Genomic DNA, 23,089 nt, shown 5'->3' with positions numbered 1-23,089 from the left:
CCCTTTCGTGATGTTGCCCTCTCCTAACGCAGGGGGCGCGCACAAGCCAAGCCTGCCGAAAGCCGAGTTGTGATTTTGGCTTGCCATCTTGACGAGGTTGGGGCAAGAAAGATTAAAGTTTGTTCACAATTGAGGGACTGCACCCCCTCGCCAAGCGTGACGGGAAGCGGCTGCAGGCAAGGATTTGCAGGAATATGCCGTGGTTGCTTGAGAGTGATGCGGCCAAATCCTTGCTTAAACTTTTGAAATGAACTAAAGAGGAATCCGTTCCGGGAAAATCGCTTGCCCAGAAGGCGATTTTTCAGGTATCGAATACGGGAGGAGACGCGTGATCCTCGCCGGGAACCGGTCCCGGTTGATCCGCGTTATTTGGCTCTGAGGGTGGCTCAATTTTTTACGCGACATCACTTTGATCCGGAAGGAGGACTTATGTCGGGCATGAAGAAAATGCGCATCATCGTGGCCATGCTGATCATGGCCCTGGTCGGCACGGCTCTTCCGGCCGCTGCCAAGAAAATGGTTCCGAAGGTGGACAACTTCATCCTGTTCGTCGACCACTCCAGCTCCATGGCGTTTTCCTACAAGGGACAGCGTTATGTGCAGTTCGGCGGAGTGTCCAAGATCATGATGGCCAAATCCACCCTGGTGGAACTGAACAAACTCATCCCCGCCCTGCCCTACAAGGCCGGCCTGGCTACCTTCGCTCCCTTCAAGGAGTACGCCAAGGTCGCTCCTTACGACAAGGCCGCCATGGACAAGGCCATCGCCCCCATCAAGACCGACTATGAAGCCTACGGCCGCATGACCCCCATGGGTGTTGGCCTGCAGGACCTCGACAAGGTCATCGGTGGGCTGTCCGGCAAGACCGCCGTCATCATCCTCTCCGACGGCGACTCCAACCTGGGCGTGGATCCCGTCGGCGTGGCCAAGCAGATGCAGGCCAAGTACGGCGACAAGATCTGCTTCAGCGTGATCAGCTTCGCCGACAACAAGCACGGCGAGATGGTCAACAAGGAAATCGCCGCCCTGTCCAAGTGCGGCTGCTTCGCCCTGGGCGAAGAGATCCTGCGCAACCAGGCCGCTCGTGAAGACTTCCTGAAGTGCTCCCTGTACGACTTCATCGACGACGAAGTGGTGATCTTCCGCTCCATCTACTTCGACTTCGACAAGTACAACATCAAGAAGGAATTCATCCCGGTTCTTGACGAAGGCGTCGCCATCATCAAGTCCAAGCCCAACCTGGCCGTGATCCTCGAGGGCCACACCGACTCCATCGGCTCCGAGAAGTACAACATGGCCCTGTCCATCCGCCGCGCCAACAGCGTGAAGGCCTACTTCGTGAAGAAGGGCATCGACGCCGGCCGCATCACCGCCGTGGGCTTCGGCAAGATGAACCCCCGCTACGACAACAAGACCGCTGAAGGCCGCAAGATGAACCGTCGCGTGGAGATCAAGTTCAAGTCGAACTAGTCCCCTAGCGCCGATCAGCGAAACATGCAGGCGGGGCCGAAAGGCCCCGCCTGTTCTTTTTGGTCTCCGAGCGGTTGCCCTGAAGAGCGTCATGGCTTATCTTCGGTTTCGCTTTCCGCCAGACGCCGGGGATTCCGGCGCGACCGGCGGAAGGGTCTTCCAGACCCAACGGAGGTTCGTTCATGGTCAAACCCATCATAGCAGCCCTGACGTTAAGCCTTACGCTCACGGGATGCGGCCTGCTGGGCGGGGACAAACCCGAGCCCGCGCCGGTGGCACAAGTCAACCCGGAACCGGCTCCCCCCCCGCCGCCGCCCCCGCCGCCGCCCCTGACCCACACGGTCAAAAAGGGTGAAAGCGTGGCGGTCATCGCCAAGAAGTTCGGCGTCCCCGCCGGCGAACTCATGGCCGCCAACAAGCTGGCCAACGCCAAGGCCATCAAGGCAGGCATGGTGCTGACCATCCCGGGCAAGACCGCCGAGCCTGCCACCCCCAAGCCGGTGAGCGGAAAGGAACCGGCCCAGGAGAACGAACCCAAGGCAGCCAAGGGTTCCAAGGGCGATCCTTACGGAGTCGAGGCCGCCACCGCGCCCACCAAGGGCAAAGGGAAGAAGGGCGGCAAGTTCGTGGACGACGACGCCACCTACGAGAAGGTCAAGACGGATTTCCACGAATACGCCCGCAAGTGGCTGGAGAAATCCACCGCCCTGGCCCAGAACACCAAGGACCGCAAGGAAGTGAAGATGGAAGACGGCCGCTACGTGGCCAGCTACTCCGTCATCCTCCCGGACACCATGCAGACCGAAGTCAAGCGCGTGCAGTACGACGACACCCCGTATGTGGGGCACATCACCTATCAGGTGGAGGTGCACCGCACCTATGGCCCCACTCCTCAGGCCGCGACCGCTGCCACGAACGAGGAGGTCAAGCAGGAGTCCATGCGCGAAATATTCAGCTATTCCGGGCAGAAACGCGCCTGGCGCTAAACCGCCTCCCTCAACCGGTCAAGCCCCGCCCATGCGCCGCATGGGCGGGGCTTTTCGTTTTGGCCAACCGGAAAAGTTTTCGCCGGATGAACGATTTTGAGATGCATTTTCCCAAAAAGTGTGTAGACTCAAATGAGCTTAGGAATCATTCAGAATAATACAAACCGTCTTTTCAGGAGGATAACCATGTCTCACGAATACGAGCATCACCACGGCCATCACCACCATCATGACGGTGGCGAATGCTGCTGCCAGGAAACCGCAAAGGTCGGCAAGCCCGTGGAGAACTTCACCATGGAAACCTACGACCCCGCCGAGGGTTTTTTCGGCGAGGTGAGCCTGGAGAAGATAAAGGCAGACAAGAAGTGGACGGTGCTGGTGTTCTACCCGGCCGACTTCACCTTCGTCTGCCCCACCGAACTCGCGGATCTGGCCTCGAAGCACGCTGCGCTTGAAAAGCTCGGCTGCGAGGTGATCGCTGTGTCCACCGACACCAAGTTCAGCCACATGGCCTGGCGCACCAGCGAGAAGCTTCTGGAGAACGTACGCTACAAGATGGCCGCCGATCCCACCGGAAAGGTCTCGCGCTATTATGGTGTCTACGATCCCGAGTCCGGGTTGGCCCTGCGCGGCACCTTCGTCATCAATCCCGAGGGCGTGCTGGTCTGCGCCGAAGTGAACTTCTACAACGTGGGCCGCAACGCAGACGAGCTGGTGCGCAAGATGGAGGCCAACAGCTACCTGAAGGACCACCCGGCCGAGGCCTGCCCGGCCAAGTGGACCCCGGGCGAAAAGACCCTCACCCCTTCCGAGAAGCTGGTGGGCAAGGTCTACGAGGCCCTGACCTCCTAGCCGTCCCTCGCGCTCACGCCTCTGCAAGCCGGGCGCGGATGCATGTCCGCGCCCGGCTTCGTTGTTTTCCTGGGCGTGCCTGAAAGAGCGCCCTGCCCTGCAATTTTTCTCCCCATCCCGAGCCTCTTGCGCTACAGGAAGGACAAACCATCCGTTCGACGCATCCGGGCGGACATCCTTCTTTCAGGAGGCTTCCCATGGCCCACGTGAAAAGCATTGCCGCCGCCAACCTCAAGCAGTGGCTGGACGAGGGGCGGAACCTGGCCGTCGTCGATGTGCTCCCCCCCGAATATTTCGCCGCTACGCACATACCGGGCGCGGTAAACCACTGCGTCTACCAGGTGGTCTTCCTGTCCGAGATGGAGGCCGCCTTCCCTGACAAAGCCCGCCCCATCGTGGTCTACAGCGCCTCGCACCACTGCCACGGGGCCCAAGACGCTGCCGAGAAGCTCCTGGACGCGGGATACGAAGACGTCACCGCCTGCCAGGACGGGCTGGCCGGCTGGAAGGCGGCCGGGCTCCCCTTGGAAGGAGACGCGCCGGAGCCGCTGTCACCCTCGGACCTGGGCTCGGGCGACTTCTCGCGCATGGCCGACCCCGCAGCCAGCCGCATTGAGTGGATCGGGCGCAGCCGCAACGGCCGCAACTCCGGAACCGTCCCCATTTCCCAGGGAGAACTGCGCTTCAAGGACGGCCGCCTGGTATACGGTTTCTTCGAACTGGACCTGACGAGGCTCGCCAACGAGAACATCCCGGACCCATCCTTGGCGGCGGTGCTGATCGCGCACCTGCAGTCCCGCGACTTCTTCCTGGTGGACGTGTTCCCCACCGCCCGCTTCGAGACCACCCACGTGACCACCATGGTGGGCGTGGGCAACGGCGAGGCCAACTTCGATGTAGAGGGCCAGCTGACGCTTCGCGGCGTCACGCGCGATCTCCGCTTTCCTGCCACTGTGGAGCGCCTGGACGACGGCCGCCTGGCGGCCGAGGCCCACTTCGACCTGGACCGCACCTGCTGGGGGGCGAGCTACGGATCGGGCCGCCTTTTCGAGAAGCTCGGCATGCATCTGGTGCACGACATCATAAGCATCCAGCTGCGTGTGGTGACGCAGGCGGTGTGAATCAGGAGCCGGAGGTGACACCACCTGCGGCCCGGGAACACGGATACGGGCGGCGCTCCCGGCTCGAGGCTCAAGCGGGCCGGGAGCGCCGCCTTGCGCCATTTCGAGAGTTCGCCTCGGCAGGCACCGCCAGGGCAAGAGTCTCCAAATCCGGCCTCGTCCATTTTCCTAAATTTACTCTTGACCGAACTAGACGACCGGTCTATTACACGCGGCGTGAAGCAGGACACCAAAAAAGCCATCATCGAGGCGGCCGCGCCGCTCATCTACCGCCAGGGGTTCCACCGCACCGGCCTCAAGGAGATCCTGGACGCGGCCGGAGTTCCCAAGGGATCGTTCTACTTCTATTTCAAGTCCAAGGAGGACTTCGGGCTGGCGGTCATCGACCACTATCTCGAAAACCTGCTGGCCACGCGCAGCCATGTCCTGGCCGACGGCGCCCCGCCCCTGGAGCGGCTCCGGGCCGTGTTCGCGGGCAGGCGCGACCAGCGCGAGATGAACGGTTGCGAGGGCGGCTGCCCGCTCGGCAACCTGGCCCAGGAGATGAGCGACCTCTCGCCGCGCATGCGAGAGCATCTGCAAGGCGCGCTCGCAAGCATAGCTAAAGTGTTCGCGCAGCTGCTCGCCCAGGCCCGCGACCGGGGCGATCTCCCCCAGGACTTCGACCCCGACCAGACCGCCGGGTTCATCCTGGACGCCTGGGAGGGCGCGCTTCTTCGCATGAAGACCGAAAAGAGCGTGGCCCCCCTGGACCGCTTCATCCACTTCGTTTTCAACAAGATTCTCGTCTAGGCTCCGTTTTTTTGCCAACAAACTAGCCGACCGGTCTACTACAAAGGAGACGCAATGCTGCTGCAAACCACCGATCCCGCCAAGGCCACTGGCCGCCTCAAGGAAATCTACGACTTCTTCCCGCCCGAGGTGGGCGTGCCCAGGACGCTCAGGCTCTACAGCGCCAGCCCCGGACTCCTCGACAAGCAGTTCGGCGTCATCGGCTACTTCCGGGACCACCCGCGCCTTTCGGCCAGCTTCATGGCCGCCCTGCGCTACGCCGTGGCCGTGAAGGCCGGACACGCGGCCTGCGAGCTCTTCAACGGCAATCTGCTGCGCAAGATGGGCCTGGAGGAGCACGAGATTGGCATGATCCCGCAGACCGGCTCCGAAAAGCCCCTGGAGGAGAACGAGCAGGCGCTCCTCAACTTCGTGCTGAAGGCGGTGGACGCCCCTCAGTCAATCGGCAAGGCCGACATCGAGGCGGCCACCAAGCTCGGCTACCAGGAATCGGATCTGCTGGACGCCATGGTCATGGCCGGAAACATGGTGGGATCGTCGCTGGTCTGGAAGACGTTCGGCAAGGACTAGCCATCGGGCCCGGACCCCGGACCGCCCCACGAATCGCTGCCGTGGTCAGGTCAAGAGCCGGCCGCGTCCTGACGGGTCGCGGTCCTGGCAGTCGAAACAAAAAGAGGCCGCCCATGGGGCGGCCTCTTCTGGCGAGCATCGCCCTTCGAAACGTCAAACCAGCTTGCGCAGGAGCTTGAACGAGCGCATGCCGTGCACCATCTCCTGCAGCCTGGTCCCGCCGCCGCCCAGGAACGCCCGCACCGGCAGGATAAGGCCCGTGCGCACGAACCAGTACAGCGCGTCCCGCAGGTGCTTGGCCCAGGTGAGTTCCGGAAAGATCTCCTTCTCAAGCGCGGCCGTGTACACGCCGCAGGGGTCGGCGCTTTTGCCCAGGCCCTCCAGGCAGGCCCGCGCGGCCAGCTCCCCGGTGCGCAGGGCGTAATGAATGCCCTCGCCGAAAAACGGCTCCACCAGCCCGCCCGCGTCCCCGGCCAGGAGCGTCCGCCCGGCGTAGGGCTTTTTGAGCCAGTTTCCGTAGGGCAGCGGATGGGCCTTCACGGGCAGGCCATGATCCTTGGGAATCCCCAGGAACGCCAGGAACTCTTCCAGGCACTGCCGGATCATGCCCGCGGGCTTGTTGCGGTACAGGCCGCAGATGCCCACGATCACCCTGTCGCGGTGGGGGAAGCTCCAGCAGTATCCCGCGTCGATGAACCCGGAATAAATGGTGGGGAAATCGGCCGTCACGTCCTCGTGCAGCCCCTTCACCCCGCCCAGCCATTCACGCGGAAGGTACAGTTCCAGGCCCATGCCCTGGCCCTTGCGCCAGCGCTCCTGGTCGATGCCGCAGTGCGAGCGCACGGTGCTGAGCGCCCCGTCCGCCCCGATGAGCAGTTTTCCGGAAAACTCCCGCCCGCCTGTTGTGCGCACCACGGCCCGAGCCGGATCGGCCCAGGCCACGCCCTCGCCTTCGACCACCTCGGCCCCGGCCAAGCGGGCGCGCTCCAGGCACCAGACGTCGAACACGCGGCGGTTCACGAAATGGAACGGATAGACCAGCGCGCCCTCGGAAAGCGACGCCTCCCGGTGGCGGATGCGGTAGTAGGAGCTCTTGTGGTTGACCACCCCGGCCGCCTCCAGCGCGGCCACGGGCACGCCGAACACCCGCTCCAGGGTGCGCACGGTCTTCCAGGTCAGGAGCCCGGCGCACAGCTTGTCTCGCGGGAAAACAGCCCTGTCCAGCACCAGCGTCCTGGCCCCGGCCGCCGCCAGCACCGCCGCGGCCGCCGAACCTGCCGGGCCGCCGCCCGCAATGATCACATCATAGCCTGTCATCTTGCCCCCAGAGGGTCCACCTGATACCCGGTTGAACGCCTGGAGGCAACGATGCAAAGCGGCAAGCGCCTGCGCGCTGTGGTCTTCGATTTCGACGGCACCCTGGCCCGTCCGGCCCTGGACTTCGCCCTGATGAAACGGCGTATCGCCGCGCTGGCAGCGCGATCGGGCGTCCCCGCCGAGCCCGGCCCCCTGCCCGCCCTGGAGTGGATACAGGCCCTTGCGTCAGCCATGGGAGAACCGCAAGGCTCGGCCTTCGAGCGCCAGGCCCACGCCCTCATCGAAGACATGGAACGCGAAGCCGCCGCCCGCACCAGCCTCTTCGCCTTCGCCCGCCCCGCCCTGGACCGCCTGCGCGCCCGAGGCGTGGCCAGCGCAGTCATCACCCGCAACAACCGCAACTCCGTGGACGCCGTCTTCCCCGACGCGCGGGTGTACCTCCCGGTGGTGCTCACCCGCGAGGACGTGGGCGCCGTCAAGCCCGACCCCTCGCACCTGCTGGCCGCCCTGGAGGCCGTGGGCGTGGCGCCGAGAGAAGCCCTCATGGTGGGCGACCACCCCCAGGACGTGCTCACCGCCCGCCGCGCCGGGACACTGGCGGGAGCCGTGGCCAGCGGCGGCACCACCTGGGAGGAGCTGGCTCAGTCGGAGCCGGACTTTTTGGAAGAGGACGCCGGGATGCTGATCGGGAAGCTGGAAGAGCGGGGATTTATTTAAGAGGGGAGAGGGAAGATGCCTCCGGCGGCCAAAGGAACTTCGTTCCTTTGGAATCCTTTATAGCTTCGCGTCGATCGATGCGAGTACATCAAAAGAGGCAGGGAGCGCGCAAAGCCGCGCCCCCTGCCTGTTCTGTTAAATAAAAATCCAGAATTATCGCCGCTTGCGGCGATGACGGTCCGCCGGTGCAAGCGCCGCCTTGGGCGTGGCATCGGCGGCCTCCCCCCGGGCGGAGCTAGACCTGCACGAACTCCAGCTGGCGCTGCAGGGTCTTGTGCACCGGACAGGCCTTGGCCACGCGCAGAAGCTTCTCGCGCATCTGGTCGTCCAGGTCGCCCGTGAACTCGACGGAATACTCGAACACCGCCTTGGCCGAATCGTCCCGGTTGAGATTCACCTTCACGATGACGCCCGTAAGCGGGATGCCGTGCTTGCGCGCCGACATGCGCGTGACGATAGCAATGCAGTTGCCCAACGAGGCCTCCAACAGGGCATGGGGATTGAACCCCTCGCCCGTGCCGCCATGGTCCGGCGTGGTGTCCGACACGGCCTCGCGCACGCCGTCGGTGAAGCGCACCTGGAAATCCTTCTCCATACTCTCGCAAACGATCATGTTCCCTCCTGATACTCAATACCCACGCACTGAGCGCGAAGCGATGCGGGATTCCAAAGGGACTGGTCCCTTTGGCCGCCGGAGGCTTCTTCGCCTCTCCTCACCGCTGCTCACGCGCGCAACACCGCAATTCCTATGAGCCCGAACAGGCCCCACCGTATTTCGACCGGGGCAATCCCCAGCCCGGCGAGAAATCCCTCCAGCCCGCCACCGGCCATGAAATGGGCGTAATAAGCGTGGTGCTCGCGCCCGGCCAGGCGTTCCACCGCCTTGACGCCAAGCGCCAGGATCCCGCGCGCGGCCGTATCCGGCTTGAGATAGTCCACCACCGCCACCATGCCGCCGGGGCGAGTGACCCGAAGCATCTCGCCCATGATGGCCGGGCGCGCCTGGGGCGGCTTCTCGTGCAGGGCCAGGGCGACTGAGCAAAAATCGAAGGCCGCGTCCGGAAACGGCAGCCGCCGTGCGTCACCCAGCACCAGCTCTCCAGGCATAGGCTGGCGAGCCGCCCGGATCAGCATGGCCGGCGAGATGTCCAGGCCCGTTGCCCGCACTCCCGCGCGGTGAAGAAACAGGCATTGCCGCCCCGTGCCGCAGCACACGTCCAGGGCGCGCCCGGCCCCGCTCGCGACTGCCAGGGCCGCCACCTCGCGCCTGAGCGGATCAAGCGCCCAGGCCGTGGCCGCGTCGTACACGGACGCCATGGGCGCATATTCATCCGCGTCGCCGCCCGTCATTCCCACCTTACCTGCCACGCCCGTACAGCCCCGTCATGGCCTTGAGCTTCGCGGCCAGCTCGTCGCTCAGGGCGTGGGCGGGGCAGCGCCAAGTCCAGTTGCCCTTAGCTTTGGAGGGCATGTTCATGCGCGCCTCCTGGCCCAGGGCCAAAAGGTCCTGCATGGGGGCCACGGCCAGACGCGCCACGCTCATGTAGGCCAGCCTAAGCATGGCCCAGGGCACCTCGCCGGAGTCCATCCAGCGCCCCACGTAGTCGAAGAAGGCCATGCGCGAGGGCTCGTCGGCGTCGTTCTCGAACCATCCCCGGGTGGTGTTGTTGTCGTGGGTGCCGGTGTAGGCCACGCTGTTCTCCACGTGGTGGTGCGGCGCGTCGAGATTCTCGCCCACGCCCGGCCCGAAGGCGAACTGGAGCACCTTCATGCCCGGAAATCCGCACCCGTCGCGCAGTTCGCGCACGTCCGGCGTGATGACGCCGAGGTCTTCGGCAAGGATGGGCAGGGTAGGGAAGTGCCTGAGCAATGCCTTGAAGAACGCCTCGCCCGGCGCGTCCATCCAAGTACCATTCACGGCGGTCTTTTCCTCGGCCGGGATTTCCCAGTAGCCGGCGAAGCCCCGGAAGTGGTCCAGGCGCACGAAATCGTAGAGCTTGAAGTTGTGGGCCAGGCGCATGATCCACCAGGCGAAACAGGTGCGCTCGTGTTCGGCCCAGTTGTAGACCGGGTTGCCCCAGCGCTGGCCGGTCTCGCTGAAGTAGTCCGGCGGGACTCCCGCCACGCTGACGGGTTCGCCGTCCAGCCCGAGCTTGAAGAGTTTCGGGTTGGCCCAAACGTCGGCGCTGTCCTGGGTGACGTAGATAGGCGCGTCGCCGATGATGAGGATGTCCAGGGAGGACGCGTATGCCTTGAGCGCGGTCCATTGCTGCGCGAACAGGAACTGGGCGAAGGCTTCCTTGAGGATTTTCGTGGCCAGGGCGTCCCGGCGCTCCTCGAGTGCGTCCGGGTGGCGGTCGCGCAGTTCGGCGGGCCAGCGCGTCCAGGACATCCCCCCCAGGGAGTGTTTGACGGCCTTGAACAGGCAGTAGTCGTCGAGCCAGTGAACGTTGTCCGCGCGAAATCGCTCGAACCTACCGTTATTTTTAAGTTTTCCAGAGTTGCGGGCGAACGCCGCCTCAATGAGGCGTTCCTTGAAGGCGGCGGCGGCCGGGAAGGCTGCGCGTGAGGGATCGTGGTCGGACACCTCGCCCAGTTCGACGGGCTCGATCCAGCCGTCCTGGACGAGCAGATCGGGGCTTAAGAGCAGGTGGTTGCCCGCGAAGGCCGAGTCAGACGAGTACGGCGAATCGCCGATGAAGCTCGATGTGGGAGTCAGCGGCAGTATCTGCCAGCAGGACTGCCCGGCCCGGGCCAGAAAATCGAGGAAGGCCCGCGCCCCCGGGCCCATGTCGCCCACCCCGTAGGGGGAGGGCAGGCTTGTGACGTGAAGAAGCACTCCCGCGCCGCGTCTGTGCATCGAGCATCTCCTGGCTCAGTCTGGCAGGCATGGTTCAGGCCGATTGCATCCTGCCACCGATGCCGCCGTCTTGTCATCCGTTTGGTGCGCCGCCGCTTCATCCCTCCGAAGCTGAGAACCCGTCGGCCGCCTGAGCGATGCGCCCCCGAAAGGACTCCATGAGCGACAGGCAGTTGCGCAGAACCGTGGTGCGGGCGCGCTCGGCCTTGTCCTTGCGGGCCAGGGCCGCGTCCACGGCCTTGGCGGCGAGCTGCGTCTGGCGCGTAAGACACGTTTCGGCGCGCTTCGGGCTCACCTGGCCCGAGGCCACCAGGTAGACCAGTGCGGGCACGAAGGGCAGGTCCAGCTTGCCGTTGCCCTTGATGGCCAGCAGCACGTCCGAAAGGCTGGGCATGGGACTGAAGTTGGACGCGGCCATGCCGTAATAGGGCAGGAACACGGAATCCTTGCGGATTACCTCCTGCCTGGCTTCCAGCAGGGCGCGCGCCTCGGGGTCCACGAGCTTGCCCTCGCTCCAGAAGAGCGGGGCCTGCTGGCTGAAATCGCAGGGCAGGCGTTTCTCGAGCGGTGCCAGGGGGACGTTCTGGAGCATCTCCGGGTACAGGGCGTCCAGGGGGAAGACGCGGCAGCCCAGGGGCCGGCGCTCGTAGATGGAGCACGACCCTGCCGCGTCCAGGGCCGGGCACTTGGCCGCGCCCGCCTCGAAGTCGCCCAGGCCGCAGGCGCTCACGGAAAGAAACGTCACCACGCGCTCGCCGGTGGCGCGCACGCGCCCCACCTGGAACACGGTGTCCCGGCTCTGGTCCAGGGCCAGCTTGTCCTTGCGGAAGGCCAGGGTGGTGAGGAGCTCCTCGTGGGTGATGGGCACTGCCGGGTGGTTCTTCTTGAAGTCGCCCAGGTTCCAGGTTTCCATGGAGAACACCAGGGCCAGCAGGAATTCCTGGTCGTACTCCAGGGCCTCGGCCAAGCCCAGCTGAATGCTGGCCCGGCAGCACTGGCCGCAGCGAATGCAGTCGAAATGAACGCTTTTCATCTTCCTGTAATGCCTCTTTCGTAGAATTGGACTATGCACGGGGCATGATCAGACACGTCTGCATCCACTGCCACTTCTACCAGCCCCCGCGCGAGAACCCCTGGCTCGGGGAGGTGGAAGTGCAGGACTCCGCCGCGCCCTACCACGACTGGAACCAGCGCATCGCCGCCGAATGCTACGGCCCCTGCGCCAAGGCCCGCATACTGGACGCCCAGGGGCGCATCGTCAACCTGATCGATGTCTATTCGCGCATTAGCTTCAATTTCGGCCCCACCCTGCTCTCGTGGATGGCCCGGCACGAGCCGCGCATCCACGAGGCCGTGGTCCAGGCGGACAAGGCCTCGCGCAAGCGCTTCGGCGGCCACGGCTCGGCCCTGGCCCAGGTCTACAACCACATGATCCTGCCCCTGGCCAACCCGGACGACAAGCGCACGCAGATATTCTGGGGCGTCCAGGACTTCATGGCCCGCTTCGGACGCGACCCCGAGGGAATGTGGCTGCCCGAATGCGCCGTGGACACCCCAAGCCTCGAGGCCCTGGCCGACGCCGGAATCAAGTTCGTGCTCCTGGCCCAGCGCCAGGCGCGCCGCTCCCGCCGCCTGGGCAGGACGCCCGCCCCTTGGATCGAGCACCATGGCGACCTGGACCCCACCGCCGGCTACCGCATAGAGCTGCCCTCGGGGCGCTCCATGGCCGCCTTCTTCCACGACGCCCCCATCTCCTCGGACCTGGCCTTCAGCAACCTGGCCCACGACGGCCAAGCCTTCTACGACCGTCTCCTGGGCGCGTTCACCTCCGCGGGGCGCGACTGGCCGCAGCTGGTCCACGTGGCCGCGGACGGAGAAACCTTCGGCCACCACCATCCCGGCGGGGACATGGCCCTGGCCTACTGCCTGGGACGCCTGGAGGGCGACCCCTCCGTCAGCCTCACCAACCTCGGGCTCTACTTGGCCAAACACCCGCCCGTGTTCCAGGTGGAGATCCACGAGAACTCCTCCTGGAGCTGCATCCACGGCGTGGAGCGCTGGCGCTCGGACTGCGGCTGCAACTCCGGCTCGCGCCCGGGCTGGACCCAGGCATGGCGCGCGCCGCTCAGAAAGGCCGTGGACTGGCTGGCCGCCCGCGCGGACTCGATCTTCGAAAGCGAGGGCGCGAAACTCTTCAAGGACCCGGCCACAGCCCGCGACGCCTCCATCCGCATCATCCTGGACCGCTCGCCCGAGAACACGGCCGGGTTTCTCTCCGAGCATGCCCTGGCCCCGCCCTCTCCCCAGGACGCCGTGACCATGCTCAAGCTCCTGGAAATGGTGCGCATGGCCCAACTCACCTTCACCAGTTGCGGCTGGTTCTTCGACGAAATCTCCGGCATCGAGACCGTGCAGATCATGCAGTACGCCGCACGCTGCACCGAGCTCGCCGAAGATCTCTCCGGCCGCAGCATCGAGAAGCGCTTCGCGGCCATGCTGGCCCTGGCCCCGTCCAACGTGCTGGAAAACGGGGCCAAGGCCTACGAAGCATACGCCCGCCCCGCCAGGGCCGGTCTTCGCCATGTGGCCGCCCACGCCGGGGTGGCCGCCCTCTTCTCCGACCGGCCGGAAACCTACGGCCTGGGCCGCTGGACCGTGCGCGCCATCGGGCTCGCCGCCCTGCGTTCCCCGGAGTTCTCCGTTGTCAGCGGCCAGTGCCAGGCATCATCGGAACTGACCCGCGAAAGCCAGGATTTCACCATCGCCGCCGTGCACATGGGCGGTCACCACGCGATCTGCGGCGTGGACCGCTTCGAGGGAGCCGAGGACCTGCACCGCCTGCGCGCGAGCCTGGCCCGGGCCTTCGAGCGCGGCGACAAGGCCGGAGCGCTCTCCACGCTCCACTCGCGCTTCGTCGTGCACACATACTCCCTGGCCAACCTCTTCAGGGACGAACAGCGCTCCATCCTGGCGCGGGTCATGGCCCCCGCCCTGGAGGTCGTCGCCGAATCCAATCGGCGCATCTTCCGCGAAAACCTGGAGAGCCTGAAATTTCTGGCCTGGGTCCATTCGCCCCTGCCGCGCGAGGTCCTGGACGCCGGACGCAACGCCGCCCAGCGGGACCTGGAGGACATCTTCGCCTCGGACGCGTTGGACGCCCCGCGCCTGAAGGACGTCGCCGCCCAGGTGCGGCGCTGGGGGCTCGAACTCGATACGGGACGGCTCGGCATGCTGGCCTCGGTCTGGGTGGAACGGTTCGCCCGCCGCTTCGCCGAAAAGCCGCGCGTCGCGGCAAGGCTCGAGACGCTGCTCACGGCCGTGGAGCTGTGCGTGCCGCTGGCGCTGCCCGTGGCCCTGCGCGAAGCCCAGGACGCCTGCTTCGATGCCGCCCGGAAGGTCTACCCGGCCATGAAGGCCAAGGAGCCGAAGGGGGATTGGGTGCAGGCGTTCGAGCGGCTTGGACGGGTGTTGAAGGTGAAGGTGGAGAAGGTCGTGGGGGAAGAGAAGGGGAAAGAAACCAAGAAAGAGTAAGAGCCTCCGGCGGCCAAAGGGACTTCGTCCCTTTGGAATTCCCTATCGCTTCGCGTCTCGAACGGGAGCCCTTGCTATTCTATCAAATTAGATATATCATTCGAAGACTATGAACGGACGCGAAGTGATCGAGCGGCTCAAGGCCGAAGGCTGGGCGATCGACCGCATCCGGGGCAGCCATCACGTCATGATGAAAGAGGGCTGTCTTGTGCCTGTACCCGTTCACGGCTCACGCGACATACCAGCCGGAACGCTGGCCGCCATCCAGCGTCAGACCGGCGTGAAGCTCAAATAGGAGGACACCATGGAGATCCGTTATCCGGCTGTCCTGCACCCGGAAGAAACCGGGGGATACCATGTCCAGTTCGTGGATATGGATGACACCTTCACCTACGGCGAAACCGAGGAGGAGGCTCTGTTCAACGCGACAGAAGCGCTCTCGGTGATGCTGGAAGCCAAGCTCGAACACGGCCAGCCCATCCCCGTGCCCTCCCCCAACGTTCCGGATGGGCATTACGTGTCGCCGGACGCGAAAACCCAGGCCGCGCTGCTGGTTCACTTCGCCCGAGGCGACCGCCCGCTGGCGGACCTTGCCAGGGCGCTGGGCACGTCGTGGCCGTCCGCAAAGCGCCTGGAAGACCCCTCCCACTGGCCGTCGCTCAAAACGTTGGAGCGGGCAGCCGCGGCGTTGGGCAAGAAACTGGTGCTGGCGTTCGAGTGATCGGGTTCAGTCCTGCACCCGACAGTGCGGGTCCATGATCCAGCCCTCGAAGGCCAGGATGGCAGGGTCGATGAAGTGGGGGCCGGGCAGACCGAAGTTCTCGTTTCGTTTGGACCAAGCCCAGGCGGCCTGGATCGCGCAGATAAGGCTATCGAGAGAGTCGCCCGTGTCGTCGTCCAGGGCGGCCTTCCGCACTTCGGGAGCCATGGTCGCCGTGAATCCGTACCTTGCGCGAAGATGCGGGCCTTCCATACTCCCGAGTATGGCCTCCCGCCTCTCCCGGCGGGTGCGCCGCAGTTGCGGCCCCATCTTTTTCCGGTTCTCACACTTGTAGCCCGGGCCGTTCGCAATGGCCCGCACGAAAAGGCCGGGATAGGCCTCCACGGCCACCACCGGCGAATCGTTCATCCGCACTGGCACCACGCAGAAATCCCCACGCAGAAACACCTTCACGCCCTCGAAATACATCTTGCCCACTGGGGTATAATACAGGGTCTGCGGGCTCTGGGCCTTGGCCCGGGCGTCGGCCGCCCTTTTGTGCTGCTTGTCCCCGGCCTTGCGGTGGCGCTTGTAGTCTTCGAACAGGCCGACGAACTCCTCCCGCCGTAGAGCGGCGATGCGGGATGCGAAAGCCTCCCAACACGCTGGCCAACCAAGATCCGAGAAAACGGGATTGGCCGCCGAGAGCATCTTATGGGACTGCGAGAAGGGAAAATCGAACCCGGCCACAACAGGACCGGTGTCCAGGAGCAGGCACAGCAGGTTTTCGAATACATCCTCCGCTCGCGCGCCGCCCACGGCGCGCAGGGCTGAAATACTCAACTCCCTCCCGGCAAGCTCTCCTTCCGCCACCACCAGGGGTTTCGTCGCGCAGGGCGCGCTAGTGAAATCCACGCCGTATACACGCATGACTACCTCTGCTCCATTGAACCCGAGACGCTATAACAGGTCCAGGGAACGAAGTTCCCTGGCGGGAGAGTCCAGAGAGGGCAGCGCCCTCTCTGGCCGCCGGAGGCATCTTCACTCTTCCCTCTTCTACTCCGGCTTCAGAATCACCATCCCCATGGGCGGCAGGGTCAACGTGAGGGTATGGCTCCTATGGTGGCTTTCGGTGGCCTCGGCCATCACCCGCCCGGCGTTGCCCACGCCCGAGCCGTGGTACCAATCCGAATCCGAGTTGAGCATTTCGCGCCAGAGTCCGCCCTGGGGCACGCCCACGCGGTAGTTCTCGCGCACCACGGGGGTGAAGTTGAAGCAGGCCAGGACCATGTCTCCACGGTTCTTTCCGAAGCGCAGGAACGACAAAACGCTGGCCTCGGCGTCGTGGAAGTCCACCCATTCGAAGCCCTTGTGGTCGAAGTCGGTCTGGTGCAGGGCGGGCTCGGCCTTGTAGAGGGCGTTCAGGTCCTTGACCCAGCGGCGCACGCCCTCGTGCCCCGGGAACTGCAAGAGGCCCCACTCCACTTCGGCGTCGTGGTTCCATTCGGCGCGCTGGGCCACCTCGCCGCCCTGGAAGAGGAGCTTCTTGCCGGGGTGGGTCCACATGTAGCCGTAGAGCAGGCGCAGTCCCGCGAACTTCTGCCAGTCGTCGCCGGGCATCTTGCCCATGAGCGAGCCTTTGCCGTGCACCACCTCGTCGTGGGACAGCGGCAGCACGAAGTTCTCGTTGAAGGCGTACCAGATGGAGAACGAGAGCTGGCCGTGGTGGTATTTGCGAAATACCGGGTCCTTGGAGAAGTAATTCAGGGTGTCGTGCATCCAGCCCATGTTCCACTTCATGCCGAAGCCCAGGCCGCCGAGGTAGGGCGGGCGCGAGACCATGCCCCAGTCGGTGGACTCCTCGGCGATGGTCTGGATGCCGGGGAAGTTGGTGTAGGCGGCCTCGTTCAGGCGCCGCAGAAGCTCGATGGCGTCCAGGTTCTCCTTTCCGCCGAAGCAGTTGGGCACCCATTCGCCGTCCTTGCGGGAGTAGTCCAGGTAGAGCATGGAGGCCACGGCGTCCACGCGCAGGCCGTCGGCGTGGTAGTGGTCCAGCCAGAAGAGGGCCGAGGAAATGACGAAGGCGCGCACCTCGTGGCGGCTGTAGTTGAAGATGTAGCTCTTCCAGTCGGGGTGGTAGCCCTGGCGTGGGTCCTCATGCTCGTAGAGGTGGGTGCCGTCGAAGAGCCCCAGGCCGTGCCCGTCGGTGGGGAAGTGCGAGGGCACCCAGTCGAGGATGACCCCGATGCCCGCGCGGTGCAGGCTGTCGATCAAGTGCATGAAGTCCTGCGGCGTGCCGAAGCGGCTGGACGGGGCGAAGTAGCCGAGCGTCTGGTAGCCCCAGGAGCCGTAGAACGGGTGCTCCATGACCGGCAGGAACTCCACGTGGGTGAAGCCCATCTCGGCCAGGTAGCCGGGCAGCTGGTCGGCCATTTCCCGGTAGGAGAGCGAGTCCCAGTTGTGGTGGTGGCGCTTCCAGGAGCCCAGGTGCATCTCGTAGACGGACACGGGCGCGTCCAAGGCCTGGCGTTCGGTGCGTTTGGCCATCCAGTCCGCGTCGTTCCAGGAGAAATCCAGGCCCCAGACCACCGAGGCGGAGCGCGGCGGGATCTCCCAGGCCATGGCGAAGGGATCGGCCTTTTCCAGATGCCTGCCGTGCACGCGGGAGGTGATGTGGTACTTGTAGACCGTTCCGGAGCCCACGCCGGGCACGAATCCTTCCCATATTCCCGAGCCGTCCAAGCGCACGGTCATGGGGTGGGCCTTGCGGTCCCAGCCGTTGAAGTCGCCGATGACCGAGACCTTGCGGGCGTTGGGGGCCCACACGGCGAAGAGGGTGCCTTCCCGGCCGTCCACGGTCATGGGGTGGGAGCCCAGCTTCTCGTAGAGGCGGAAGTGTGTGCCTTCCTTGAACAGGTAGATATCGTGGTCGGTGAAGAGGCTCACACCGTGGATGACGCTTGCGGCCATGGGGGCTCCTGGATGCGGTGAAAATATCAGAACCGACAATAGGCCAATTGCCCGGCGAGGGAAAGGGGCGCGGCGGTTCTTTCGGCGAAGCGACGGGGAGGGTCCGGCGTGCGGGGGCTTCAGCCCTGCGCCCAGAAGGGCACGTAGCGGCGGGCGGTCCTGAGCTGGCGGTCCAGCGCGAGCGCGCCGGGGTGGATGGACTCCAGGAAACGCCAGTACTTCTCCGAGTGGTTCAGGTGGACGGTGTGGGCCAGCTCGTGGGCCAGCACGTAGCGGGCGATCTCGGGGGGAAGAAAAAGCAGGCGGGCGTTGAGCGAGATGCCGCCCTTTGCCGAGCAACTGCCCCAGCGGGTGCGTTGCAGCCTCACGCTCACCGTCGAATACGTGAGCCCCGTGCGGCGCGATTCTGCCTCCAGCAGAATCGGCAGCTCGCGCGCGGCCTCGCGCTTGAGCCAGGCGCGCAGGGCCAGCCCCACGGACTCCCGGGCTGCGATGTTGCCGGACACGTCCAGGCTGCGCTCCCCCGAGGCACGCACCCGTACGCCGCCTGCAGGCTCCCTTGCGTCCGGGACGTGTCCCGCCTGTGGCGACACGTCCCGCCGGGCCGCCCCGAAGCGCCCCGCCAGGCGGTAGCGGACCGAGAGCTCCCGCCCCACGGCCCGAAGCTCCACGCTGGCTGGGGGCAGCTCGGCCTCCCGGCGCATGGACTGGGCCCTCTCCAGATGGTGCGTCACCCAGTCCAGCCGGTCGCGCACGATGTCCGGCACGAGCTCCGGGTCGAACCCCTCGGGCGTGACCACGGTGAGCCCGTTGCGGGGCGTGATGACCAGCCGCACCCGCCGGGAGCGGCCCGAGGAGCGCAATTCGTAGGGGGGAAGAAGGGTCGAGGTCGGCGTCACGGTTTGAGTATGGTCCAGGCTTCGCTTGCTGTCAAAAAGGGTATGTCGTATGAAGAAGTCACGCCACATGACGAATTTGTCAATTGCAGCTATTTTGTTGGAGGCTTACCGTGCCGTCGTTTTTTTGCAGCATCCGCATCCCCGTCAGGCTGGCCATCAGCAGCCTGATCTTCGCCCTGCCCATCGCGTTGTTGACCTACTTCACCATAAACGGCCTGGACAAGGACATCACTTTCGCCCGCATGGAGATCACCGGAGACGCCTACCTGCGCCCGCTGGTGAAGCTCCTGGAGCACCTGCCCAAGGCCCAGGAAACCCGCTCGGCCATCGACCAGGACTTCGCGGCCCTCTCCAAGGTCCAGGCCCAGTACGGCGAAGACCTCCGCTTCACCCCGGCGGAGCTGGCCAAGCGCGGGCGGGAGCAGTTCGCGCCCGATGTGGTGGAAAAAGCCTGGCGCGCGGCGCAGGCCAACCCCACCCCCGAGTCCCTGGACGCCGTGGTGGCGGGGGTGCGCGGCATGATCGCCCACGCTGGCGACACCTCCAACCTGATTCTGGACCCTGATCTCGACAGCTACTACCTCATGGACGTGGTGCTCCTGGGCCTGCCCCAGACCCAGGAACGCATGGCCAAGGCCCTGCGCGAAGCCCTTCCCATGACCGGCGGAAGCGACCTATCCCTCCAGGAGCGCAGCACGCTCTCGGTCTACGCGGCCATGCTGCGCGAGTCCGACCTGGACCGCATCGTGGCCAGCGTCACCACCGCGCTCAAGGAGGACGAGAACTTCTACGGCGTGTCCGAATCGCTCCAGGCCAACGTCCCGGCCAAGCTGGAAGCCTACTCCAAGGCGGCGGGAGCATTCGTTTCGGCGCTCGAACGCATGTCGCGCGGCGCCAAGCTCAGGCCCCAGGAGCTTAAGAAGCTCGGCGACGAGGCCCTGGCCGCCAGCTTCGCCCTGTGGGAGACCTCGTCCAAGGAACTGGACGTACTCCTGGAGAAGCGCATCGCCTCCTACCAGGTCAACAAGATGTGGGCCCTGGGCCTCTCCCTGGCGGCCATCACCGTGGCCGGCCTTGGCGTGCTCCTCATCGCCAGGAGCATCGTGGCCCAGCTCAACGGGCTGCGGGCCTACGCCAAGAAGGTGGCGGGCGGCGACCTCGCGGCGCAGCCCTACGCCGGATGCCAGGCGGAACTGGCCGAACTGTCCGCCGACCTCCAGACCATGGTCAAGGAGCTCAGGAGCAAGCTCGGCTACACCATCGGGCTGCAGAAGGCTTTCAAAGTGCCCCTGCTGGTGGCGGACAGCGACTCCAAGGTGACCTTCACCAACCAGGAGCTGCTCGACTTCATCGAGATCGGGGGCGATCCCGAAGCCTGGTACGGACTCACCGTGGCCGAACTGGTGCGCAACGACGCCACCAAGGAAACGGTCATGACCAACTGCCTCAAGAACAACTCGTGCATGTACAAGGCCGAAATCGCCTTCACCACCCGCAAAGGCAACATCCGCCACGCCCTGGTGGATTCCGAGCTCCTCCACGACCTGGACGGCAACGTCATGGGCGTGGTGGGCGTGCTCTCCGACATCACCGACATCAAGCGCCACGAGTCGGAGCTGGAAAAGCGCAACAATTCCCTGGCCCAGGCCGTGGCCACCTCCCAGGAGATCGCCGAGGGGCTCGGGCAGGCCATGCGACGCTTGGCCGAGTGCATCGCCCAGGCCGCCGAAGGGGCCACTCTCCAGAACGAGCGCGCCACGGACACCGTGAACGCCATGTCCGCCATGAACGCCTCGGCCCAGCAGGTGGCCGACCTGGCGGGCGAGGCCGCCCTCTCCGCCGACGAGGCCAAGGGCACCGCCCTGGAGGGCGAGAACATGGTCCGCACGGCGGTGAAGGCCATCTCTTCGGCCCAGGCCCAGATGCTTACGCTTCAGGAAAAGATGCGCGAGCTGGGCTCCCAGGCCGACAACGTGGGCAAGGTGCTCCAGGTGATCGGCGACATCGCGGACCAGACCAACCTGCTGGCCCTGAACGCCGCCATTGAGGCCGCCCGGGCCGGAGACGCCGGGCGCGGCTTCGCCGTGGTGGCCGACGAGGTGCGCAAGCTGGCCGAAAAGACCATGCAGGCCACCCACGAGGTGGGCTCCACCCTGGACGCCATCCGCTCGGGCGCGGCCTCCACCCTGTCGGCCACGGAGAAGGCGGCCACGGAGATCGTGGAATCCACCCGTCTGGCCCAGTCCTCGGGCGAATACCTGGGGCGCATCGTGTCCATCGTGCAGGGCTCCTCGGACCAGGCCAAGGCCATAGCCGAAGCCGCCGGGGACCAGGCCAGGGCCAGCGGCCAGGCCAACCAGGCCGTGGCCGAGATCGAAAGCGTCTCCTCGCGCACCGCGCAGGGCATGGAGGAAGCCTCCGAGGCCCTGGAGGACGTCAACCACCAGGCCACCAGCCTGGAGGAGCTCATCCGGGGCATGCGCAGCTAGCCCGCCCCAGGCGAAATCGCGCCCTCAACGGACGCCCGCCGGGCCCTGCGCGCCCGAGCGGGCGTTTTTCCTTGAAGCAGGGTCGTGGCGCGGGGCGTCCATCCGTGCGGGAAAGTCCGTTGTTGTTTGAGCGAGAGCTTTTGCTTATACAGGCAAAAAAAGGAAGGCCCGATGTTTCCGAAAGAATTGCTGCCTCTTTTCCCCTGGATGGCGGGCTTTTTGGGGCTCATTCTCGGGAGCTTCTACACGGTGTGCGTGCACCGCTACCTCACGGAGCAGTCCATCGTGTTCCCCGCCTCCCACTGCCCGCACTGCAAAGCCAAGCTGCGTTGGTGGGAAAACATCCCCCTGCTGTCGTACATCCTGCTGGGCGGGCGCTGTTCGCACTGCAAAACCCCGATCTCCTGGCGCTATCCCCTCATGGAGGCTCTCAGCTGCGCCTGGGCCGTGGCCGTCGCCGTGAAGTTCGGCCCCGGGCTCACCTGGCTGGCCCTCATGGCCGTGGGCGGGGTGTTCCTGGTGGCCTCGTTCATCGACTTGGTGCTCTTCATCCTACCGGATTTCCTCACCTATCCCGGAGCCGTCCTGGGCGTTGCCACGGGCATATTCGGCTTGGGACTCACCTGGGATCAGAGCCTGCTTGGGGCCGGATTCGGCTTCGGGCTCTTCTGGCTGCTGCGCTTCGTGCACATGCACATCAGGGGCGTGGAAGGGCTCGGACTGGGCGATGTGAAACTCATGGCCATGATCGGAGGGCTCACGGGCTGGATGGGGCTCCCTGCGGCCGTGCTCTTCGCGGCGGTCGGGGCGCTCGCGCTGGCGCCCGTGTTCAGGCTCGCGGCCAGGAGGGAGGCCCAGGGGGAACAAGGACCGATGCGCATTCCCTTCGGGCCGTTCCTGTGCCTGGGGTGCATGGCGGCCCTCCTCTGGGGCGAGGGATTCATGCGGCTGATGGCGGGGAAGATGTAAAGGAAAAGGCCCGGAAGGGGAGGAGAAGAAGCCTCCGGCGGCCAAAGGGCTCCGCCCTTTGGAATCCCCTATCGCTTCGCGCTGTTCGATGTCCGGGCGGACGCGGGCGGGTCAGATGGCCTTGCCGTAGCGCGCCCTGACCTTCTCGATGTAGGATTTCGTCTCGGAGATGGGCGGCACGCCCCCGCACCGGCTCACCGCGCCCGGCCCGGCGTTGTAGGCGGCCAGGGCCAGCTTCACGTTGCCGCCGAACCTGTCCAGCAGCTGGCGCATGTAGCGCGTCCCGGCCTCGATGTTCTTGGAAGCGTCGAAGCTGTCCTTGAGCTTCAAATCCTGCGCGGTCCCCGGCATGATCTGCATGAGGCCCTGCGCCCCCTTGGGCGACACCGCCCGCACCTGGAACCCAGACTCCACTTCCACCATGGCCGTGACCAGCGAGGCGTCCACGCCGTAGCGCCTGGCCTCACGGGCGATGATGGCCGCGATCTGCCCCCGGTCCGCGCCCGCTGGAATGCGGAAATAAAAAAACGGTCTGTAGTCCGCGTTGGACTTGATGTCGGAAAGATGCACCACGCCGGACGAGTCCTGGTAGTGGTATATGGTCTGCGCCTCCGGAACAGCCGGGATGGCCAGAAGAACCAGTGCCGCGGCCAAGGCCGCCGGAATGATTTTCGACATGGGGCTCCCCTCCGCGGATATGGAAGCAAAACACTTGCCAGTCAAGCATTAGCTGTGCATCGCGGGCACGAGAGGAAGCACCATGCTCCGGCTGCGTCGCAATCGTGACGCTCGCCCATGCTGGCGCCTGGGTCTTTACGAATGCGTTGGAACAGCCACCCTACTGCG

General features: G+C 65.4%; 21 protein-coding genes. 12 read left to right on the top strand and 9 right to left on the bottom strand.

What is annotated here, in order from left to right; translation table 11 throughout:
• Positions 1-438: 438 nt before the first annotated feature.
• The 6 genes from ML540_RS02245 to ML540_RS02220 all read left to right on the top strand — a co-directional run bounded on the left by ML540_RS02245 (position 439) and on the right by ML540_RS02220 (position 5,791).
• The gene (locus tag ML540_RS02245) at positions 439-1,470 is read left to right on the top strand and encodes an OmpA family protein (RefSeq protein WP_243358243.1); all 1,032 of its coding nucleotides are present in this window, start codon (positions 439-441) and stop codon (positions 1,468-1,470) included.
• 182 nt (positions 1,471-1,652) lie between these two features.
• Positions 1,653-2,456 carry a LysM peptidoglycan-binding domain-containing protein gene (locus ML540_RS02240; protein ID WP_243358242.1) on the top strand — a complete coding sequence of 268 codons (804 nt, stop codon included), beginning with the start codon at positions 1,653-1,655 and terminating at the stop codon, positions 2,454-2,456.
• Positions 2,457-2,642: 186 nt separating this feature from the next.
• Complete coding sequence (locus tag ML540_RS02235; protein ID WP_243358241.1) at positions 2,643-3,308, top strand: peroxiredoxin; 666 nt, start codon at positions 2,643-2,645, stop codon at positions 3,306-3,308.
• 197 nt (positions 3,309-3,505) lie between these two features.
• Positions 3,506-4,429 carry a YceI family protein gene (locus ML540_RS02230; RefSeq protein ID WP_243358240.1) on the top strand — a complete coding sequence of 308 codons (924 nt, stop codon included), beginning with the start codon at positions 3,506-3,508 and terminating at the stop codon, positions 4,427-4,429.
• Between the two features lie 216 nt (positions 4,430-4,645).
• Positions 4,646-5,221 (top strand): TetR/AcrR family transcriptional regulator, encoded by a 576-nt coding sequence (locus tag ML540_RS02225; RefSeq protein WP_243358239.1) that lies wholly within the window; start codon positions 4,646-4,648, stop codon positions 5,219-5,221.
• 54 nt (positions 5,222-5,275) lie between these two features.
• Entirely contained in the window at positions 5,276-5,791 is a 516-nt protein-coding gene (locus ML540_RS02220; protein ID WP_243358238.1) for a hypothetical protein, read from the top strand.
• Between the two features lie 153 nt (positions 5,792-5,944).
• Here ML540_RS02220 and ML540_RS02215 read toward each other — a convergent pair whose 3' ends face one another.
• Positions 5,945-7,108: an NAD(P)/FAD-dependent oxidoreductase gene (locus ML540_RS02215; RefSeq protein WP_243358237.1), complete on the bottom strand. Its 1,164-nt coding sequence runs from the start codon at positions 7,106-7,108 to the stop codon at positions 5,945-5,947.
• Between the two features lie 51 nt (positions 7,109-7,159).
• Between ML540_RS02215 and ML540_RS02210 the strand changes: the two genes are divergently transcribed.
• A complete protein-coding gene (locus ML540_RS02210) occupies positions 7,160-7,825 on the top strand; it encodes an HAD family hydrolase (protein WP_243358236.1) in 666 nt (221 codons plus the stop codon).
• A gap of 235 nt (positions 7,826-8,060) precedes the next feature.
• On the opposite strand, the gene ML540_RS02205 is transcribed toward ML540_RS02210, so the two are convergent.
• The 4 genes from ML540_RS02205 to ML540_RS02190 form a co-directional block, all read right to left on the bottom strand.
• Positions 8,061-8,438 carry an OsmC family protein gene (locus ML540_RS02205; RefSeq protein WP_243358233.1) on the bottom strand — a complete coding sequence of 126 codons (378 nt, stop codon included), beginning with the start codon at positions 8,436-8,438 and terminating at the stop codon, positions 8,061-8,063.
• Positions 8,439-8,548: 110 nt separating this feature from the next.
• The gene (locus ML540_RS02200) at positions 8,549-9,142 is read right to left on the bottom strand and encodes a class I SAM-dependent methyltransferase (protein ID WP_243358231.1); all 594 of its coding nucleotides are present in this window, start codon (positions 9,140-9,142) and stop codon (positions 8,549-8,551) included.
• A gap of 40 nt (positions 9,143-9,182) precedes the next feature.
• A complete protein-coding gene (malQ, locus tag ML540_RS02195; RefSeq protein WP_243358229.1) occupies positions 9,183-10,685 on the bottom strand; it encodes a 4-alpha-glucanotransferase in 1,503 nt (500 codons plus the stop codon).
• Between the two features lie 97 nt (positions 10,686-10,782).
• Positions 10,783-11,718, bottom strand: coding sequence for a YkgJ family cysteine cluster protein (locus ML540_RS02190; RefSeq protein WP_243358228.1), 936 nt, complete (start codon positions 11,716-11,718; stop codon positions 10,783-10,785).
• A gap of 44 nt (positions 11,719-11,762) precedes the next feature.
• Here ML540_RS02190 and ML540_RS02185 point away from each other — a divergent pair, with 44 nt between their 5' ends.
• The 3 genes from ML540_RS02185 to ML540_RS02175 all read left to right on the top strand — a co-directional run bounded on the left by ML540_RS02185 (position 11,763) and on the right by ML540_RS02175 (position 14,937).
• A complete protein-coding gene (locus ML540_RS02185; RefSeq protein WP_243358227.1) occupies positions 11,763-14,216 on the top strand; it encodes a DUF3536 domain-containing protein in 2,454 nt (817 codons plus the stop codon).
• 109 nt (positions 14,217-14,325) lie between these two features.
• Entirely contained in the window at positions 14,326-14,511 is a 186-nt protein-coding gene (locus tag ML540_RS02180; protein WP_243358226.1) for a type II toxin-antitoxin system HicA family toxin, read from the top strand.
• A gap of 9 nt (positions 14,512-14,520) precedes the next feature.
• Positions 14,521-14,937 carry a type II toxin-antitoxin system HicB family antitoxin gene (locus ML540_RS02175; RefSeq protein WP_243358225.1) on the top strand — a complete coding sequence of 139 codons (417 nt, stop codon included), beginning with the start codon at positions 14,521-14,523 and terminating at the stop codon, positions 14,935-14,937.
• 6 nt (positions 14,938-14,943) lie between these two features.
• Here the strand turns inward: ML540_RS02175 and ML540_RS02170 are convergent, their stop codons facing one another.
• The 3 genes from ML540_RS02170 to ML540_RS02160 form a co-directional block, all read right to left on the bottom strand.
• Positions 14,944-15,846, bottom strand: coding sequence for a DUF429 domain-containing protein (locus ML540_RS02170; RefSeq protein WP_243358224.1), 903 nt, complete (start codon positions 15,844-15,846; stop codon positions 14,944-14,946).
• 126 nt (positions 15,847-15,972) lie between these two features.
• Positions 15,973-17,886 (bottom strand): 1,4-alpha-glucan branching protein GlgB, encoded by a 1,914-nt coding sequence (gene glgB / locus ML540_RS02165; protein ID WP_243358223.1) that lies wholly within the window; start codon positions 17,884-17,886, stop codon positions 15,973-15,975.
• A gap of 119 nt (positions 17,887-18,005) precedes the next feature.
• Positions 18,006-18,785, bottom strand: coding sequence for a M48 family metallopeptidase (locus ML540_RS02160; protein WP_243358222.1), 780 nt, complete (start codon positions 18,783-18,785; stop codon positions 18,006-18,008).
• Positions 18,786-18,895: 110 nt separating this feature from the next.
• Here ML540_RS02160 and ML540_RS17895 point away from each other — a divergent pair, with 110 nt between their 5' ends.
• Positions 18,896-21,274, top strand: a complete 2,379-nt coding sequence (locus tag ML540_RS17895; RefSeq protein WP_243358221.1) for a methyl-accepting chemotaxis protein — start codon at positions 18,896-18,898, stop codon at positions 21,272-21,274.
• Positions 21,275-21,445: 171 nt separating this feature from the next.
• Positions 21,446-22,243 (top strand): prepilin peptidase, encoded by a 798-nt coding sequence (locus ML540_RS02150; RefSeq protein ID WP_243358220.1) that lies wholly within the window; start codon positions 21,446-21,448, stop codon positions 22,241-22,243.
• A 111-nt stretch (positions 22,244-22,354) separates the two neighbouring features.
• Here ML540_RS02150 and ML540_RS02145 read toward each other — a convergent pair whose 3' ends face one another.
• Positions 22,355-22,921, bottom strand: a complete 567-nt coding sequence (locus ML540_RS02145) for a lytic transglycosylase domain-containing protein (protein ID WP_243358219.1) — start codon at positions 22,919-22,921, stop codon at positions 22,355-22,357.
• Positions 22,922-23,089: the final 168 nt, after the last annotated feature.

It is taken from the genome of Fundidesulfovibrio terrae (assembly GCF_022808915.1).
Lineage (GTDB): Bacteria > Desulfobacterota > Desulfovibrionia > Desulfovibrionales > Desulfovibrionaceae > Fundidesulfovibrio > Fundidesulfovibrio terrae.
The sequence above is the reverse complement of the archived record's forward strand: the minus strand, read 5'-3'. Positions and strand labels throughout refer to the sequence as shown.